Source organism: Aetokthonos hydrillicola CCALA 1050 (assembly GCF_017591665.1).
In the GTDB taxonomy this organism is placed as follows: Bacteria; Cyanobacteriota; Cyanobacteriia; order Cyanobacteriales; family Nostocaceae; genus Aetokthonos; species Aetokthonos hydrillicola.
On sequence record NZ_JAAKGC010000019.1, the window covers coordinates 24,046 to 43,698 of the forward strand.

Here is a 19,653-nt window from a genome sequence, read left to right on the forward strand (position 1 = left end):
TCTAAGACTATGAATATTACAGTTTCTCAATTAAATAAAAGCCAAACAGTTGTTCAAAAGTCAATTAAGTGCGTGGTTTGGGACCTTGATAACACCATATGGAATGGTACTTTGCTAGAAGACAAATGTGTTGATTTAAAAGCAAACATAGTAGATATTATTAAAACTCTAGATAGGAGAGGTATTTTACAATCTATTGCTAGTAAAAATGAATACAATAAAGCAATAAATAAGCTTGAACAATTAGGAATAAAAGAGTATTTTATATATCCTATGATAAATTGGAACTCTAAAGTTTCTTCTATTGAGGAAATTGCTAGTGCAATTAATATTGGCTTAGATACAGTAGCTTTTGTAGATGATCAGCAATTTGAACTAGACGACGTCAAATTTTCACTTCCTCAAGTTTTGTGTATTAGTGCATCTGACATCCATCAACTTTTAGATATGCCAGAAATGCATCCTAGATTCATTACAGAAGATTCTAAAAATAGAAGACTAATGTATTTAAGTGATATCAAACGTAAAAAGGAGGCAGAAGATTTTGTAGGTTCTAAAGAAGAATTTTTAGCGACTCTAAAGATGCATATGATCATTTCTTCTGCTAAAGAAAGTGATTTACAAAGAGCAGAAGAGCTAACATTACGCACTAATCAATTAAATACAACAGGATATACTTATTCCTACGAAGAACTGAATCAATTTAGGCAATCTGAAAATTATAAACTACTGATTGCTAGTTTAGATGATAAGTATGGTAGTTACGGTAAAATTGGGCTATCACTTATAGAATGCCAAGAAAATTTATGGACTATCAAATTACTACTAATGTCTTGTCGGGTTATGTCTAGAGGTGTAGGTGGAATTATGCTCAACCATATTATACGTATGGCCAAAGAAAAAAATGTTAAATTACGGGCAGAATTTCTTTCTAATGATCGTAATCGTTTCATGTATATTACATATAAATTTAGTGGCTTTCAAGAAATTAGCAAGGATAATGATGTAATTGTTTTTATGTATAATTCTGAAGCTAAACCTAATTTTCCTGATTATGTAAAAATAGAAATATTAGATTAAAGAATAGATACCCTCTCTTTATTTTCAATCGAGATCCATAAATAATTTAGCGTACCATGAATAACAGAAAATTTCTCGTTGATCAATCTTACACTTATCCTAATTCGTCTTATTTACTGTTGTTGTCTAGTAAGACAGAATCTATCTTAGAAAAATTTACCGATCACGTAGCAAAATTTCTTAACGAGAACTCTTATATCAATATTGCTGATTTTGCTTATACTCTACAAACAAATCAGAAAGAGTTTGATTATCGCCGGATGTTAGTATGTAGAGATATTGACGATGCTGTGGAGAGCTTAACAAACAGAAACTCTGCTCGTCTACTAAGTAGGAGTGTTCAAGGCTGTCCTAACACTGTAACTTTTATGTTTCCTGGGTTAGGGGAACAGTATGTCAATATGGCTCAAGAGCTTTATCAATATGAACCAACCTTTCGTCAGCATATCATTCATTGCTCAGAAATACTGAAGCCTCTGTTGGGTATAGATGTGCGAGATATACTTTATCCAAAAGGAACTCAAACTGAGACAAATTCTCCAGAACAAAGTTTAATTCCAGAAACATCCCCTACCTTTAATTTACGGCAAATGGTACGCCGAAATCAGGTAGAGGTAGACAGAAATACTCAAAGACTGAATCAAACAGATATTGCTCAGCCAGCATTGTTTGTCATTGAGTATGCGCTAGCTCAAATGTGGATGACATGGGGTATCAAGCCTCAAATGCTAATTGGCTACAGCTTAGGTGAATATGTTGCAGCTTGTTTAGCTGGTGTTTTATCTCTTGAGGATGCTTTAACTTTGGTTGTTAAAAGAAGCCAACTCATTCAGTCATTACCTACTGGAGCTATGCTAGCAGTAGCTCTCTCTCCATCACAATTACAGCCAATATTGACAGAGGGTATCTACCTATCTGCTCTTAATGGTTCTACTTTGTCTGTTGTTGCAGGTTCTGTAGAAGCGGTTGCAAAGTTAGAACAGCACCTGATAAGTGATGGAATAGCTTGTAAGCAAATCCAAACTACTCATGCTTTTCACTCACCTATGATGGAGGACATTGTAGAGCCATTGATTGATCTGGTTAAAACTTTTGACCTTAAATCTCCTCAAATTCCCTACATATCTAATGTTACAGGTAAGTGGATTACGGTAGAAGAAGCGACAGATCCTAGTTACTGGGCCCAGCATTTATGTCAACCAGTACGGTTTGCTGATGGTATTGAAACTTTATTGCAAGTACCTGGGCAGACTCTTTTAGAAGTGGGACCAGGTCAAACTTTAGGTGGTATAACTCTACAAAATCTAGTAAATAACACAGTTCACCGACCATTAGTACTCTCGTCATTACCAACCTCTTACAATAATCAATTAGAATTTGATTTTATTCTTAACACAGTGGGTCAACTTTGGTTAACAGGACTGTCAATAAATTGGTCTAATTATTACGGTCAGCAACGTTATAATACACTTAATATACCTGTTGATTTATTTGAACAATATCAAAAGGAGGATGAACTTAAGCCAGAGAAAATTCCTTATGAGACCTTAAATTTAAATACTCATGATTCTACAGAAGTCATACAACACGAACGCCTACGCTTAAACTTACAAAACTCTTATGTTGCACCTAGAAATGATATAGAACAGAAAATTTCTGATATTTGGAAGCAGGTTTTTGATTTACAGGAAATAGGTGTCTTTGACAACTTTTTTAATTTAGGTGGACATTCTTTAATAGCAATTCAAATTATTAATAAAATAAAGAAAACTCTTGAAGTAAAAATTCCTCTATCTGCTATATTCACAAATTTGACAATAGCTGATTTAGCTACCTTTATTACAAATGAAGTATTGATAGATCCAAATATTTATCGACAACAAGATGTTTTAGACAAGGATGTTGAACAGGCAAGCAAAAAATATAAATTTGTTCACTGGTTAACTTATAAACTAAAAAACGGTATGGAAATTTTCCATCAAAATAAAGCTGAAACAGAACATTTTTACGAGGATATTTATGAGCATAAAGTTTATGCAAAAAATGGTATTCAATTCAATCCAAGAGACCACATTTTTGATGTAGGAGCTAATATTGGTTTATTTACACTCTTTGCTGATCAAGAAAGTGATAATTTAACCATATATTCTTTTGAACCTTCACCACCTACTTTTGAAATTTTGCAAGCTAATACATCCAAGTGTAGAGGCAATATAAAGCTTTTTAACTGTGGTTTATCTAATGAAAGTAAGACAATTACACTCACCTTTTACCCAAACAGTTCAGGGATGTCATCCTTTTATCCAAACGAAGAGGAAGAAAAGCAGGTTTTAAAATCAATCATCCTCAATCAAAAGAAAGCAGGAATGCTTGAAATGGAAGAAGTTTTGCAATACACAAATGAACTTTTAGAGGAGCGTTTTAAAAGTGAAACTTTTTATTGCCCTGTAAAAACTCTTTCTGAAGTCATTGCGGAAAATAGTGTTAACCGTATAGATATGCTCAAGATTGATGTACAAAAAAGTGAATTTGATGTTCTTTTAGGGATCAACGAGCATGATTGGTTAAAAATTAGACAAATTGTAATTGAAGTACATGATGAATCAAATCGTTTAGCTCAAGTAGATTCTCTATTAAAAGCTAAGGGTTATAATGTCATCACAGAGCAAGATTCTTTATATAAAGCTACAAATATTTATAATCTTTACGCTATTCGTAATCCGTAGAAGTTTGTTGCTTGTGACGAACTAGCTCAACACATAATCTTTACAACGGGAAATTGGCTAAGTATCCACAAGATATGTTTTTATTAGTCGGTTTCCCATTCTCTGGTTCCCAGAGATTTTAAAAAGTTAAAATTTGAAAAAAGAATAAGTAACACCCATTGAACAAAAAAAGTGTTAAACCAGCTGGAGCAAAATCTGAATGTATAAAATTTTAAGAAAATTGGATATTTGGAAGTTGTTAGTGATTTCTACTCAAAATAGCTCTGATTTAGACATGTCAACAAAAAAAATCATTAAATCTTTTAAGGAATCTACTGATGAGGAATTAGATAAAATTATTGATAACGACTTTAGTGTAGTGGATGGTAAATATAGGAGAATGATTAGTTTTTATGATTACAATAGTGCAATAAATGCTTTAGAAAAACTGGACAACAAGCTTGTCTTTACTAGTTTTCAGGAAGCTAAGAATAGATTTGTTGTCTTTATGTTTCCTGGTCAAGGTTCACAATACATTAACATGGGTTTGGAACTTTATCAAGTCGAGAAAACATTTAGAGAACAAGTTGATATATGTTCAGAATACTTAAAAGCTTATTTGGGAGTTGATATCCGTCAAATAATATATCCCACTAGAAATTATATTAAAGAAGCCACGCAACAACTGAAGCAAACTTTAATTGCACAATGTTCTCTATTCACAATAGAGTATTCCTTGGCAAAGTTATGGCAACAATGGGGCGTACATCCTCAAGCAATGATAGGCCATAGTATTGGCGAATACGTTGCTGCTTGCTTGGCTGGAGTTTTTTCTGTAGAGGATGCGCTAAAGTTGGTTGCTAGTCGTGGTCAACTCATGCAAAAGCTCCCAGGTGGTACCATGCTTGCTGTCCAGCTTTCAGAAAAGGAAGTTTTACCACTTTTAGGAGATCAACTTTCTCTGGCTTCAATCAATGGTCCAAATCTATGTGTAATTTCTGGCCCCAAGAAGAGACTGGAAGAATTAGAAAACCAACTAAACGATAGAGGAGCCGTTTGTCTGTGTTTAGATACCTCCCATGCTCCTCATTCATCCGAAATGGATTCTATCCTAAGTCTATTTACAAGTTATGTAGAAACAGTAACTCTCAAGTCACCGCAGATACCTTATATCTCTAATGTCAGTGGTACTTGGATCACTGAAACACAAGTGACAAACCCCAACTATTGGGCTAGACACATGCGCCAGACTGTACGTTTTTCAGAAGGTTTAGAAGAAATTTTTCAACAGCCAAACCCAATTTTACTAGAAGTTGGACCCGGACGAACTTTAAGTGCTATGGCAACGCAACATCCAAAGCGTAGCTCTAGACATAGCATACTTTCTTCATTACGTCATCCTTATGAGAAGGAATCTGATGTAAGATTTCTGCTTAATACTCTAGGTCAAATGTGGCTAGAGGGTTTACAGATTGAGTCATTTAAGCATGAGACAAATCGAGGAAAGTAAATTTTTTTGAACATCATATAAAAAATAACTTTTTTCGGAAATGGAAATAAACTATAGTGGGATCTGGCATAATAAAAACTAGTCAGATTTTGTAAGGATACAAAATGATTGAAAATGCTGTGCCTATCTCAACTCTTTTTATTGGGATTAATGGTCTTATCGCTTTTTCTTTATCATATATCGCCTCAGTTGAACGAACAAAAACAAGAGTTTGGCATGGTGAGTCTAAAGAAGATGTAGCTGCACAACCCAACCCCCTGATAAACCCAAATCCATGGGCAGCTTTAGTTGAGCAATCATCTCAGAAATTTTTTAAAGGAAAAACTCAAGATTATGGATTGTTACAACGTAAGATTCGTGCTCATGGCAATTTTGCTGAGTATGTACCCCATGCATTGCTATTTGTGTTGGCTTTAGAGTTAATGCACACACCAACATGGATTCTATGGTTGCTGGGAAGTACCTTGAGTGTGGCTCGAATTGCTCACGCTTGGGGTTTAATCAAAACTTATGGACCTTCTCCTGGACGAGCAATTGGATTTTTCTTGACGTGGTTTGTATATGTTTTTGGGAGTATAGCCTGTATTTTTTATGCCTTGGCTAACATTCTATAGTAGAAATATTTGGGATTTAGATATTAGCCTGGAAGTTATTGTATGATGATTGAAATCTTTTTGACGATGGGATAGATAGATCTAAATTAGAAATCAGTCCATACATGATAAAACTCGCCAATTTGCAAGACATTCTAGAGAATTGGATTACGGAAACAAAATTGTAATCCAATTCTACAAAAATTCCTGCCTAATAAATTTCCAATTTCTCAATATGTTACCCGAGAATCACTATGCCCGAATTGCTTAATCATACTTCTCAAAAAACTTACTGAATAGAGGAACCAAAGTGAAGCAGTTTTTGTATCAATGTTTGTTGCCTCTAGTCAGTTTATCTACAATTGCTTTTCAACCATTTACAGTTGCATCTGCGAAATCACCAACATCTTCGTCTGTAAAGTGTTCCGAGACATACTTACCTGTGGCATTATCACCGAATGAATCCCCACAATATAAAATTTACGGTCAGTTGTGCAGTAAGCTTCCAATTGAGGGTCGTACTGTTCAAGTTCTAGTTTCTGGTCTTACATATAACCATAGTTACTGGGACTTCCCTTATCAACAGGAGCGTTATTCTTATGTCAATGCTATAACGCGAGCTGGTTATGCCACTTTTAACATTGATAGAATTGGGCTTGGTAAAAGTTCCCGTCCACCTGCTGACCAAGTAAACTTGCAATCTAACACCTACGTATTAGCTCAAATCAATCAAGCTCTGAGGAATGGTGCAATAGAAGGAGTGCGATTTGATCGGATTATCAATGTAGGACATTCCTATGGTTCTTTTGGACCAGTTATTTATGCTGCAAGTCAATATGGCGGTGTTGATGGGGTTATTCTGACTGGATTTCTCCACAACTTAAAACTTGACTACGCCCAGTTTGCACTTAACTCATTCTACTCAGCGCAACTTGACCCAAAATTCAGTGGTCAAAACATTCCAGATAATTACCAGACAACTATACCAGGAACACGAGGAGAACTTTTCTACAATCAACAAAATGTGGATCCACAAGTTGTCACATTAGATGAACAGCTTAAAGATACAGTGACAACCAGCGAAATAGACTCAGAGATAGATGCCGTCTTATCCGATACATCAAAAAATATTAATGTCCCTGTTCTGCTTGTTATCGGACAACAGGATAATCCTTTCTGTACTCCAACTATTTGCAATAGTGCTGAGAGTGTGGCAGCACTTGAAGCACCATATTTTTCACAAAATGCAAAATTACAGATATACGTCCTACCCAATGCAGGACACGATATCAATCTACAATTGAATGCTCCTTTATGGTACAAAGTATCTCGTCAGTGGAGCGATCGCTTTGTAGGTAAAGGTTCAATATCCGAAGATGAACCATCTGACAAAGAAGAATCATATGATTCTGGACATAAGGGTTGCTTGGTAGCATGTGATGTGAAAAAATAAGAATTTTGTTGAACTATCTATCACCACTATTGAACAAGACTTTAGAAGTCAGAATTCGTGTACTAATTTTGACTTCTGACTTTTGCATTTAATTTGATATAGTCTAGCAGAATACCAACTCTTGAGTAACCTCGCCGAAGAGTAGTGATTGCACTATTTATACTTTGCGATCATTGCTCTTATTTCTTTGAGAAATTTTATTGAGAAAATCTATAAGAGGTATTAAAAAAAATTCATTATTATCAATAAATATTAGTGTAAGTTGTAAAAAATTAGTGTACTATGTAAATAGAAAAGAAATTAAGAAAGTATTAAATCTCGTTTCGAGGAAGAAAATCATTAGGGAGAACATGAAGGTTCTCAAACGTCCTATTTTTTTCAACCTGAAAAGTAGCTCTTTTCATCAATAAGTTTCAATCTTGTAAGCTTTTGTAGATTACTGTACCTTCTAGCAAAGATAATCATGGAAAACCTCGGTCTACTAGGTTTTAGAGAAGTTGATCATTCTAATGATCCTAACTACTACATTAATTACTTGAATAACTTAAACCAAGTTGAATGGTTTCAAGGTTATAAAAATCGAGGCTTTGCTCGACTAAAAATTCAAGAGTCTGATCATATTTTGGATGTTGGTTGTGGAGTTGGCAATGATGCACAGGCATTAGCCGAGAAAGTTGGTAAATCAGGTCGAGTTGTAGGTGTTGATAGTAGTGAAACAATGATCACTGAGGCTTGTAAACGAACTCAAAATTTAGATTTACCCTTAGAATTTTATGTAAGTGATGCTCACACTCTTGACTTTCCAAATAATAGTTTTGATATTTGCCGAGCTGATCGAGTGCTAATTTATGTATCAGAACCCGTTAAAATGATAGCAGAAATGGTACGAGTAGCCCGTTCAGGTGCAAGGATTGATATCAGCGAACCTGATATGGGAACCCTAGTAGTTGATATGCCTAATCGAGAATTGACTAGAAAAATTCTCAATATTAGTTGTGATAACATTCCCAACGGTTGGTTAGCACATCAACTACCTAATATTTTCAAAGATTTGGGATTACAGAATATATCTGTTCACCCAGAAACTTATATCGTTAATGACTTCAATATGGCAAGCCATTCTTTTGATCTAGCTAAATCTGCAAACTATGCACGAGAGAAAGGGATTATCTCGGCAGAAGAAGCAGAAGAATGGCTAGTTTATCTAGAGAAAGCTAGTCAAACTAGCCATTTCCTCAGCGCTATTACAGGCTTTTGTGTTTGTGGATATAAGCCTTAACTAATTCGTGTACTTATTTCTTAACTTTGCTGTTCAGAGCTATGTAGTAAAAAATACTAGCTCATATAGAACGCTACCAAAAAGTTTTGGAATCAAAAGTCAAACGCCGAATCGCATTTTGTGAACAAATCCAAATGAGCTTTTTACAACAAGAACGGAAAACACTAGCAAAATTTTTACCAGATCTAGATCAAGCTCTTGCAGAAATACCACTACTAGAAATGGAAAAGCCTGGTAACCCTGCAATAAAAGAATTTCGTAACCAGGGCGGGACAAATATACTAATTCCATCACAGTATGGGGGGTTGGGCGCTTCTCTAGTCGAAGCTGTACAAATGCAACGAGCTATTGCTAGCCGTTCTCCCTCGCTTGCAGTTGCTACAACTATGCATCATGGTACAGTTTTGGTTTTGAGTGACTTAGCTAGTACTGAGTCTGAGATCAAAGTCATAGAAGACATCGCACAACGCAGATTGTATGTATCTTCTGCTTTTGCAGAAGGACAAACAAATGCACATATGTTCGCCATGACGATGAAAGTGACCAAAACTGACGGTGGTTATCGAGTCAGTGGCAGCAAGAAGCCATGTAGCTTAACCTATTCAATGGATGTTATCACTTTTGGTATCATGATACCGGGAAGTGTGGAAGGAGAAGAAGAGCTTGCTTTGGCTATATTACCCGCAGACACTCCAGGAATCGAACGACGGCAATTTTGGGGAAATTGGGCTTTGTCTGGTGCAGAAAGTGATGAAGTTATTTTTAATGATGTTTTTCTCCCAGACGAGAGCTTATATCGTGCAGGCGATCCAAGATATATCAACACAATTCAAGCTAAAGGTCTGCTTTGGTTTGAAATTATAATGTCAGCTGCTTACCTTGGAATTGCTAGTGCTTTAGTGGAACGTGTAATCATAGCTCAAAGGGGTACACCAATTGAGAGAGTCGCTCTAGCTATTGATCTTGAAAATTCAATGGCAGCACTTGAGGGATTGGCATACTCAATTATGTTAGATAAATACACCGAGGAAGATCTCCTCGCAAAGTCATTGTTTCTACGTTTTGCTACACAAGGCACTATTCAACGCACCACCAACGCCTCTGTGGAGCTATTAGGCGGTATGTCCTTTATCAGTTCATCCGAAGTTTCTTGTTTATTTTCCTCTGCTCATGCACTCGCATTTCATCCACCCTCACGATTCAGTATTTCACCTGCTTTAGATCACTACCTGATGGGAATGGGACTTAACTAAGATCGTTTTACTTTAAGGTTGATACAAAGATTAGAGGAAGCTGAATAGATGAAGAGAAAAATGAGCAGCTATTAGTTCTTTTTTCTTCACCTTTTCTGCCCCTCTTACCTCCACGTATAAATCTATATCCATAAGGAAAAATATAATGATTGTTTTTCATTTATCAAGGATTTTGTATTTGACAATTTTACATGGTTTGGGATACTTATTTTCTACTTTTGGTAAAAAAGAGCAAGAAAGTAAAATGATTCGTAGCGAATGGATTTATCGATATATGCTACGAATGGGCCCTTTATATATTAAAATTGGGCAAATTCTCGCTACTCGCTCAGATTTGATCGGTGAAGAAATTGCAGGTCGTTTACGTGAGTTACAGGATAATACTATTCCCTCAAGCTCAGAGTATGTCAAGAACACATTCTCAAATGAGATAGGCCAACCCATTGAAAATATTTTTGAACAATTCAATTTTCAACCGATAGCCAGTGCATCGATTGCTCAAGTTCATGAGGGAATTTTAACCACTGGTCAAAAAGTTGCAGTTAAGATAGTCAAAAAAAATGTTAAGCAGCAACTACAACAAAATTTAGAAATCTTAAAAAATCTTATCGGATTTGCACATTTTTTCTTACCTAATATTAGACAATTCAATCTACCTGTTAGATTTCAAGAGCTATATATTTTGTTGATTGCTCAAACTGATATGAGAGAGGAAGCAAAATGTCAACAGGATATATATAATAACTTTAAAAATCATCCGTATGTCCGTATTCCAACTTTAATTCCGGAATTATGTACTTCTAGTATATTAGTTATGGAATTTATAGAGGGAATTAAGGGTCAGAATGCTCATCAAGTAGATTTACCTGCTCCATTACTGGCAAGACGTTTTCAGGAAGCTATTTGGAGTATGCTTTACTTTGATGGTTATAGCCATGGTGATCCTCATCCTGGGAATATCATCTTTAGTAAAGATGGTCAAGTTACTTTCATCGACTTTGGCATTACAGTCAAGCTCAGTGAAGATGAAAAATGGGGATTATCTTCTTTCTATTTTGCCTGTAATCGTAAAGAATGGGATTTAGCTGTTGAGCGATTCACTAAAGATTTTGTAGTTAACAAAGATCATATTTTACGCGACTGGTCTAAATATAAGCAAGAAGTTGTAGATGTTCTAAAACTTCATTTTGAAGTTCGCAAAAGTCGCTGGTCAACAATTGCCTACTTTCAAGATATCAACAAAATTCTTAAAAAATATAAAGCACAATACACAACCACTTTTACTAAAATAGACTTACTGCTCATATCATTTGAGGGATTTTTAAACCAGATTGATCCTGAAATTGATATTTGGGAAAATGTACGTAAATTTATTGATCGTTTCTCTCCTTATATGAATGCGACAGTTAAGGAGATATTCGATAGTTATTTCTCACAGCACAGCCCTACTTCTATAGAACTACGTGACTACGCTCGAAATTATCTTGTTGCACCAACTCACCTTGATCGCTACTTTTTTCCTAGTAGCTACCCACTCTTCATTAAAAAAGCTAATGGTTGCAGATTAGAGGATGTAGATGGAAATCAATACTTAGATATTTCTTGTGGTTATGGACCTCACTTTTTAGGCTATGCACATCCTGCTATTACCGCTGCACTTATAGAAGCAGTGCAAATGGGAGGTGTGAACGTCATGGGTAATTTACCGGAAGTTCAATTAGCAGAAACTATTGTAAAAGCTTTCCCAAGCGCAGACAAGGTTATATTTTCCAACTCTGGTACTGAGTCAGTTTTACATGCAATAAGGTTGTGTCGGGCTTATCGGAAACGCGATCGCATAGCGAAATTTGAAGGTCACTTCCACGGCTTTTCCGATCAAGGTATGGTGAGTTCATGGTTTCGTTTTACGGGTGAAAAAGACGAACCCCAACCCATGAATGGTACTCAAGGCTGCAATCAAAACGTAGTTCAACAAACTCTTGTCTTACAGTATGGCCATCCTAAAAGCATAGAACGTTTGCGAGAAGCTGCGAATGAACTGGCTTGCGTCATTTGTGAGCCTATGTCTTCTTTGATGGCTACCTATGACACGGAATTTTTACAAGAACTCCGTCATGTCTGCACTCAATTCGATTTACCACTCATTTTTGATGAAGTGGTTACAGGATTCCGAGTTGCTTATGGAGGGATTCAAACTCTGGCAGGTGTTTCTCCTGATTTGACTTGTTTAGGTAAGATTATTGGTGGAGGTCTTCCTTGTGGAGCTCTGGCTGGTAAGGCAGAATTGATCGATATTGCCAAAAGTTCACGAGATCCTTTTGTTGATTACGAAAGCAAAGCTTTTATAGGTGGCACAATGACAGGTAATTCTCTTACCTGTAGCGCTGGTCTGGCAGCTTTAACTTATCTAAGGGAACACCCAGAAATTTATACGCGTTTAGAGCAGCAAACCACTTGGTTAGCTCAAGAACTGCTGAAAATTGCTCAGAAATACAAGATTCCGTTTAAAGTGAGGGCTAATCGATCTATCTTTTCGCTGTCGTTCACCCATAAAGAGATTAAGTTTTATCGAGAAAAACAAGCTGGGAGTAACTTTAAGGCTAATTTAGCCCTCGCATACTATATGCGTAAACACGGAATTTACATGCCAGAGTTACACACTCTAATGTTGAACGCTAGCCATACGCAGGAAGATTTAGAAATGATTTGTCAAGCTTTTGAACGAAGTTTACAACAGATGATTCAAGATAAATTTTTTGTCATGTAAAAGCCAATAATTCCTGTGATGTAATTAGTCATTAAATCATTGATATTTCATAACAGAACCACAGGAATGTTACACATGATTTGCGTCTTATTTTGTACTTGAAGATACACTGAACTGGAAATAGCATTAAAATGCATTACGAATTATCTTCCTTTGACGTTACAACTTTGGTTGATTTATTAACCTATAGAGCACTTCACCAACCACATAAGCTAGCTTATACATTTCTAACAGATGGAGATAAAGAAGCAGGTCAGTTGACTTACGCAGAATTAGATAAAAAAGCGCGTGCGATCGCGTCTTATCTTCAGTCTCAAAAATTAGCTGGACAAAGGGCAATCTTGTTATACCCACAAGGATTAGAATTTCTGAGTGCTTTCTTTGGCTGTTTGTACGCAAAAGTTATTGCTATTCCTGCACCACCACCTGATCCAGCAAGATTAAAACGTGCTTTACCGAGACTAAAAGCTATTGTAGAGGATGCTCAAGCATCTTTAGTCTTTACGACTCACAAAATCATATCCCAAGTAACGGCAGTACAAGAGCCAATATCAGAATTACTCGAAAATATACGTTGGTTAGCTACTGAAGAAATTATTGAGCAGCAGCTAGTTCAGGAATGGGAACCTCCAGCAATCAGTAGTGACGATATCGCTTATCTCCAGTACACTTCTGGCTCTACTTCCACACCTAAAGGAACCATAATCAGTCACGGAAACGTTATTCATCACTCTGGATATATCCAACAAGCATGGGGATACAACTCCGATAGTGTTGCTGTCACATGGATGCCTTATTTTCACGATTATGGATTGATTGATGGTTTGATACAACCTTTATATACAGGAATTCCCTGCTATATTATGTCATCTATGGCTTTTCTCAAGCGTCCCATTCGCTGGTTACAAGCCATCTCTAAGTATAAAGTCACTCATACACAAGCTCCTAATTTCGCTTACGATTACTGTTTAGAGAAAATTACACAAGAACAACTTAATACCCTCGATTTAAGCAGCTTACGAACAGCTAGTAATGGCGCAGAAACAGTTCGTAAAGCTACTGTAGAAAGGTTTATCCAAAAATTTAGTGCTTGTGGATTTCGTCCAGAAGCTTTTTATCCATCTTATGGATTAGCAGAAGCTACTTTGTTAGTTGCAACAAAACGGCATACGCAGCAACCAACCAGTTGTACAGTTTCCGCCACTGCTTTAGAAAAAAATCAAATTGTGGAAGTTCCTCCAGGAGATAAAGGAGGATTGAGCATAGTTAGCTGCGGTGTTCCTATCTGTAATATGCAGGTAGTGATAGCGCACCCAGAGAAACGAACCCTCTGCCAGCCAAATAAAATAGGAGAGATCTGGATCTCAGATCCTAGTGTGGCTCTGGGGTATTGGAATAGAGTAGAAGCTACAGAAGAGACATTCCAAGCTTATCTAACAGATACTAAAGAAGGTCCGTTTCTACGAACTGGAGATTTAGGATTTCTCAAAGATGGAGAATTGTTTATTACTGGTCGTCTCAAAGATTTGATTATTATTGGGGGAGCCAATTACTATCCTCAAGATATTGAATGGACTGTAGAACAGTGTCATTCTTTAATTCGTTCTAACCATTGTGCAGCGTTTTCATTCGAATTTCAAGGTGAAGAACGATTGGTGATTGCTACAGAATTAGAACGTAATATTGAAGATAGTGAGGATTTAATAAAAACCATTTCTCAAGCAGTTTTAGAAACTCATGGACTAGAAGTTTTTGCTATATCCTTGTTAAAAAAAGGTGGCATTCTGAAAACTTCTAGTGGAAAAATTCAACGCAGTGGCTGCCGTAAAGCTTTTATTGAAAAAACTTTAGAAGTTATTAATGAATGGAGAAAACCTTTTACGGAAGAACAAAAAACAAACAATAACCGGCAAAAATATGTTATTGATTACTCCGAAAAAGCAATTATCGATTGGTTATTAACCCAATTATCTACAAGATTAAATATTGATGCGACAACGATAGATATTCGCGAACCATTTATTCGTTATGGTTTACCCTCAAGAGAGGCAGTGAGTTTAGTCGGAGAATTAGAAGAATGGCTGCAACGTCATCTTTCTCCCACTCTACTATGGGAGTACCCAACAATTAAAGCCTTAGTCGAGTATTTAACTAATAAATCGACTAACTCAATTTATCATTCTATTACTATCAAGCCTCAAACGACAGAACCAATTGCTATTGTTGGTATGGGTTGCCGATTTCCTGGAGCGAATACCCCGGAAACATTTTGGCAATTGTTGCATGAGGGAATAGATGCTATTCAGGAAGTACCTTCATCTCGCTGGAATATCAGCGAATTTTATGATTTGAAAGCCGATTTAGGCAAGATGAATACTCGTTGGGGTGGTTTTATAGACCAGGTAGATTATTTTGATTCTCAATTTTTTGGCATTTCTCCTCGGGAAGCTGAAAGTATAGATCCCCAACAACGATTGTTGCTGGAGGTAACTTGGGAAGCTTTAGAGAATGCGGGTATCGCACCAGAACGACTAGCTGGAAGTACCACAGGAGTATTTATTGGTATTTGCAATTATGATTATTCTCAATTGCAATTTAACGACTCAAGTTTATTAAATGCATACTTTGGTACAGGTAATGCTTTGAGTATTGCGGCGAATCGCTTATCATACACACTAGATTTACACGGACCCAGCTGGGCAGTAGACACTGCTTGTTCTTCTTCATTAGTAGCAGTCCATCAAGCGTGTCAAAGTTTGGCTAATGGAGAATGTGAGATGGCTATTGTTGGAGGGGTAAACTTAATTCTGGCTCCCCAATTGACCGTCGTTTTTTCGCAGGCTAAAATGATGGCTTCAGATGGTCGTTGTAAAACCTTTGACGCAAAAGCTGATGGTTATGTCCGTTCAGAAGGTTGTGGAGTCATAGTGCTCAAACGTCTTTCCGAAGCTCAGAGGAATGGAGATAGGATCGTAGCTTTAATTAGAGGATCAGCAATCAATCAAGATGGACGCAGCAATGGGCTTACAGCCCCTAATGGACTTGCACAACAAGCAGTTATTCGTCAAGCATTAGTTAATGCTAAAGTTGCACCGGATCAAATTAGTTATGTAGAAGCGCACGGTACTGGAACTTCTTTAGGAGATCCTATTGAGGTAAATTCTTTGAAAGAAGTGCTGATGGAAGGACGCTCTTTAGGACAGCCTTGCTGGATTGGCTCAGTGAAAACTAATATTGGTCATTTGGAAGCTGCTGCTGGTATTGCTGGGTTAATTAGAGTTGCATTGTCTTTGCAACATGAGGAGATTCCTCGTCACTTGCATTTTCATCAGATCAACCCTCATATTTCTCTAGTAGGTACTTCTTTATTGATTGCTACAGAAAACCAGAAATGGACTAGAGGGGTAAACGGCCGATTTGCTGGGGTGTCTTCGTTTGGCTTCGGAGGAACTAATGCCCATGTGATTTTGGAAGAAGCACCAATAACAACATCGCTCCAGTCAAATTCAAATATTGAACGTCCTCAACATCTGTTGGCTCTTTCGGCAAAAAGCAAAACAAGCTTGAGAGATTTAGCACAGCTTTATGTAGAACTTCTAGAAGCACATCGGGAAATATCCACAGCAGATATATGTTTTACCGCCAATACAGGGCGATCGCATTTCGATTACCGTATAGCATTGGTTGCCTCATCGCGTACGCAGTTACAAGAGAAACTTCGTAACTTTACCACCGATGAACTCCAGGAGAGCTCAGTAAGTCAATCAATCAAAGTCAGCAATGCAAAAAATCAACCTAAAATAGCTTTTTTATTTACAGGGCAAGGCTCTCAATATGCAAAGATGGGACAACAACTCTACGAAACATCACCCGTCTTTCGTGCTAACCTCGACTATTGTGATGAAGTTTTGCGATCTTACCTAGATATACCTTTACTTTCAGTCCTGTATCCGACATCTGAAGAAACTTCATTAATAGATCAGACTGCCTATACTCAACCTGCTCTGTTTGCTCTAGAGTATTCTTTAGCCCAGTTATGGCAATCTTGGGGAATAAAACCATCTGCACTTATGGGTCATAGTGTAGGGGAATATGTCGCAGCAGTCTTAGCAGGCATTTTTAGTTTAGAAGATGGTCTAAAACTCATTGCTTCAAGAGCACTCCTTATGCAGAGTCTACCTCAAGTAGGGGAAATGATGGCAGTGCTAACAGACGAAGAAACCTTACGAGCAACTGTAGAGATAGATGAGCAAAAGGTAGGATTTGCTAGCTACAATGGGCCAAAAAATATAATTATTTCTGGCGAGCGTCAAGCAGTTCAAAAAATTAGTGCTACTTTAAAAAGTGCTGGTATTCAAACTAAAAAATTACAGACTTCTCACGCTTTCCATTCACCTTTGATGGAACCGATTCTGTCTGAATTCTATCAGATAGCTGCCACTGTTAAGTATAATAATCCCAAAATAACTATCATCTCCAATCTAACGGGAGAAGAACTTACAACAGCGACTGATCCAGATTATTGGTGTTCTCATTTACGCTCTCCTGTAAAGTTTACTACTAGTATACAATCATTGCTGGCTTATGACATTGATGCATTTGTAGAAGTTGGGCCAAAACCAACCTTATTGGCTAATGGACGTAATTGTCTACGAAATTTTGAAGGGTTATGGCTTCCCAGCTTGCGTCCTGGATATGAAGATTGGAGTATTCTACTTAATAGCTTAGGCGAGTTGTATACACGGGGATTATCAATAGACTGGTTGGGACTAGATCGCGATTACAAGCGACAACGTATAACGTTGCCCACTTATCCCTTTGAACGCCAAAGTTATTGGTTTGACAATATCAATCAGTCTCAAACAGCACAACAGATCTCAAAACAATATCATCAATCATCTATCATTAATCTTCTACAACAAGGAAATACAGTAAAATTAACACAGTATTTACAAGCAAGTAACAAATTTTCAACAACAGAAGAAAAATTATTGTCCCAGTTGGTAGAAGCTTTAGTTCAACAACATCAACTAGAGATAGAAGCTGATAGCCTCAAAAACTCGTTTTATAATATTGAGTGGCATCCGAAAGCTCAACAATTATCGTCTATTGACATCAGCAAATTGTCTCAACCAAGTAGTTGGCTAATTTTTGCTAAACCTAATACTCTAGGATCAGCCATAGCTGATTTATTACAACAGTACGGTCACAACTGTATTCTGGTGTATCCTGGGGATAAATACCAGCAACTAACATCTACAACTTGGACTATTGACCCCAATCGCTCAGAAGATTTTAGCCGTATCTTGCAAGAATGTAGAAATTCTAGCTCATTACCTTTAAAAGGAATCATTCATCTATGGAGTTTAGAAACAATTAAATTAGAAGAGTTAACAATTCCCATCTTGGAACAAACCCAACAACTGATGTGCACTAGTGCATTGTATCTAGTGCAGGCTTTGGTTCAAGAAAATATGTCAACTTCTAAACTATGGTTAATCACCCAAAGTGCAACACCTGTAGCACAAACCTCCATTGCATTTCACCAAAGTTCTCTATGGGGATTGGGTAAAGTCATTGCTCTGGAACACCCGAGTATTTGGGGAGGTATGCTCGATTTATCAGGTGAAGCAAACCTAAATGAACTAGAGTTAGCACTGGCAGAAATTTTGAGTCAACAGCAAGAAGATCAAATCGCTTTACGTAATGGACAATGTTATCTTGCTCGTTTAGCACCGGCTCAGATACCCCAATTTCCCAAAGCACAGTTACGCGCAGATGCGACTTATTTGATTACAGGTGGTTTGGGTGACTTGGGATTAAAACTAGCTGAATCGATGGTATACCAAGGTATACGACATCTAGTCTTAATTGGGCGTCATCATCCTAGTAGTGTGGTTCAAGAAACTTTAGATCAATTAGAACGACAAGGAGTTAAGCTTTTCATTGCTCAGGCTGATGTGTCTTGCACAGAAGACATGGTCAAGGTACTAGAACAGGTTAAAGTATCTTTCCCACCTTTACGAGGTATTATTCATGCGGCTGGAGTTTTGGACGATGGTATTGTACTACATCAGAATTGGCAACGTTTCAACCAAGTGATGTCTCCAAAAATCAAAGGAGCATGGAATTTACATGTATTAACCCAGGATTGTCCATTAGATTTTTTTGTTTGTTTTTCTTCTATTGCTTCGCTTATTGGTTCTTTGGGACAGAGTAGTTATGCCGCAGCTAATGCTTTTTTAGATAATTTCTGTCATTATCGCCACCAATTAGGTTTACCAGCTTTGAGTATTAATTGGGGGCCATGGGAGAATATAGGAATGACAGCCAAGTTAGATCATCGTTCTCAATCTCGTATTGCTGAAATGGGATTGAATCCTATAACTCTAAAGCAAGGATTATCAGCATTTGATATAGTATTAGGGAAAGCTCTCCCACAAATTGGAGTTCTAACAATTGATTGGGTTGTTTTCCAGCAAAGATTTAGTACTCAATTACGGTCACCTCTCCTATCTAGTATTTTAGGAAAACAAGAATCAACAGAGACGAATGATTTTGTTTCAGTACCGCATAAAGATTTATTGTATAAATTAGAACAAAATCCAATCAATGCGCGTGAAGAATTTTTAGTGAGTTATCTTCAGGATGAAGTTGCCCATATTATGAAACTGGAATCTTCTGATTCAATAGTTCCAACCAAGGGATTCTTTGATATGGGAATGGATTCTTTAATGGTTGTGGAGATGAAAAATCGCTTAGAAATTGTTTTAGGAGTTTTCTTGCCTTCAACGTTGGCTTTTGAAGCACCAAATATTCAAGATTTAAGTAGGTACATTCTTCAAAAAATTCTGAAATTACAAATAACAACCAAAGTTGAAACTCAATCTCAAAATGGTAAACAACCACAAGCTCAGCCAAGATTAGAAGATGAAAATCTTTCCTCAGGTAACATTGAAATCTTAATTGCTGAAAGACTGAATAGACTAAAAAATTTACTGAAAGAAGACTAA

9 protein-coding genes are annotated in these 19,653 nt (G+C 36.9%); all 9 read left to right on the forward strand.

Translation table 11 applies throughout. The features are described 5' to 3' along the window. Positions 1-9: 9 nt before the first annotated feature. Positions 10-1,080 (forward strand): HAD-IIIC family phosphatase, encoded by a 1,071-nt coding sequence (locus G4P69_RS12100; RefSeq protein WP_208341225.1) that lies wholly within the window; start codon positions 10-12, stop codon positions 1,078-1,080. 56 nt (positions 1,081-1,136) lie between these two features. Further along, positions 1,137-3,806, forward strand: a complete 2,670-nt coding sequence (locus G4P69_RS12105; RefSeq protein WP_208341226.1) for an FkbM family methyltransferase — start codon at positions 1,137-1,139, stop codon at positions 3,804-3,806. 199 nt (positions 3,807-4,005) lie between these two features. After that, entirely contained in the window at positions 4,006-5,295 is a 1,290-nt protein-coding gene (locus G4P69_RS12110) for an acyltransferase domain-containing protein (RefSeq protein ID WP_208341227.1), read from the forward strand. A gap of 104 nt (positions 5,296-5,399) precedes the next feature. Then, a complete protein-coding gene (locus G4P69_RS12115) occupies positions 5,400-5,909 on the forward strand; it encodes an MAPEG family protein (protein ID WP_208341228.1) in 510 nt (169 codons plus the stop codon). 289 nt (positions 5,910-6,198) lie between these two features. Beyond that, positions 6,199-7,341 carry an alpha/beta hydrolase gene (locus tag G4P69_RS12120; protein WP_208341229.1) on the forward strand — a complete coding sequence of 381 codons (1,143 nt, stop codon included), beginning with the start codon at positions 6,199-6,201 and terminating at the stop codon, positions 7,339-7,341. Positions 7,342-7,804: 463 nt separating this feature from the next. Beyond that, positions 7,805-8,620, forward strand: a complete 816-nt coding sequence (locus G4P69_RS12125) for a methyltransferase domain-containing protein (RefSeq protein WP_208341230.1) — start codon at positions 7,805-7,807, stop codon at positions 8,618-8,620. A 134-nt stretch (positions 8,621-8,754) separates the two neighbouring features. Then, positions 8,755-9,873, forward strand: coding sequence for an acyl-CoA dehydrogenase family protein (locus G4P69_RS12130; RefSeq protein ID WP_208341231.1), 1,119 nt, complete (start codon positions 8,755-8,757; stop codon positions 9,871-9,873). A 145-nt stretch (positions 9,874-10,018) separates the two neighbouring features. Continuing rightward, positions 10,019-12,640: an aminotransferase class III-fold pyridoxal phosphate-dependent enzyme gene (locus G4P69_RS12135; RefSeq protein ID WP_243902327.1), complete on the forward strand. Its 2,622-nt coding sequence runs from the start codon at positions 10,019-10,021 to the stop codon at positions 12,638-12,640. Positions 12,641-12,771: 131 nt separating this feature from the next. After that, a complete protein-coding gene (locus G4P69_RS12140) occupies positions 12,772-19,653 on the forward strand; it encodes a type I polyketide synthase (RefSeq protein WP_208341232.1) in 6,882 nt (2,293 codons plus the stop codon).

What these genes read in the sequence shown, in the direction of transcription:
- G4P69_RS12100 (WP_208341225.1), top strand. Translation starts at nt 10, where the DNA reads ATGAATATTACAGTTTCTCAATTAAATAAAAGCCAAACAGTTGTTCAA.
- G4P69_RS12105 (WP_208341226.1), top strand. Translation starts at nt 1,137, where the DNA reads ATGAATAACAGAAAATTTCTCGTTGATCAATCTTACACTTATCCTAAT.
- G4P69_RS12110 (WP_208341227.1), top strand. Translation starts at nt 4,006, where the DNA reads ATGTATAAAATTTTAAGAAAATTGGATATTTGGAAGTTGTTAGTGATT.
- G4P69_RS12115 (WP_208341228.1), top strand. Translation starts at nt 5,400, where the DNA reads ATGATTGAAAATGCTGTGCCTATCTCAACTCTTTTTATTGGGATTAAT.
- G4P69_RS12125 (WP_208341230.1), top strand. Translation starts at nt 7,805, where the DNA reads ATGGAAAACCTCGGTCTACTAGGTTTTAGAGAAGTTGATCATTCTAAT.
- G4P69_RS12130 (WP_208341231.1), top strand. Translation starts at nt 8,755, where the DNA reads ATGAGCTTTTTACAACAAGAACGGAAAACACTAGCAAAATTTTTACCA.
- G4P69_RS12135 (WP_243902327.1), top strand. Translation starts at nt 10,019, where the DNA reads ATGATTGTTTTTCATTTATCAAGGATTTTGTATTTGACAATTTTACAT.
- G4P69_RS12140 (WP_208341232.1), top strand. Translation starts at nt 12,772, where the DNA reads ATGCATTACGAATTATCTTCCTTTGACGTTACAACTTTGGTTGATTTA.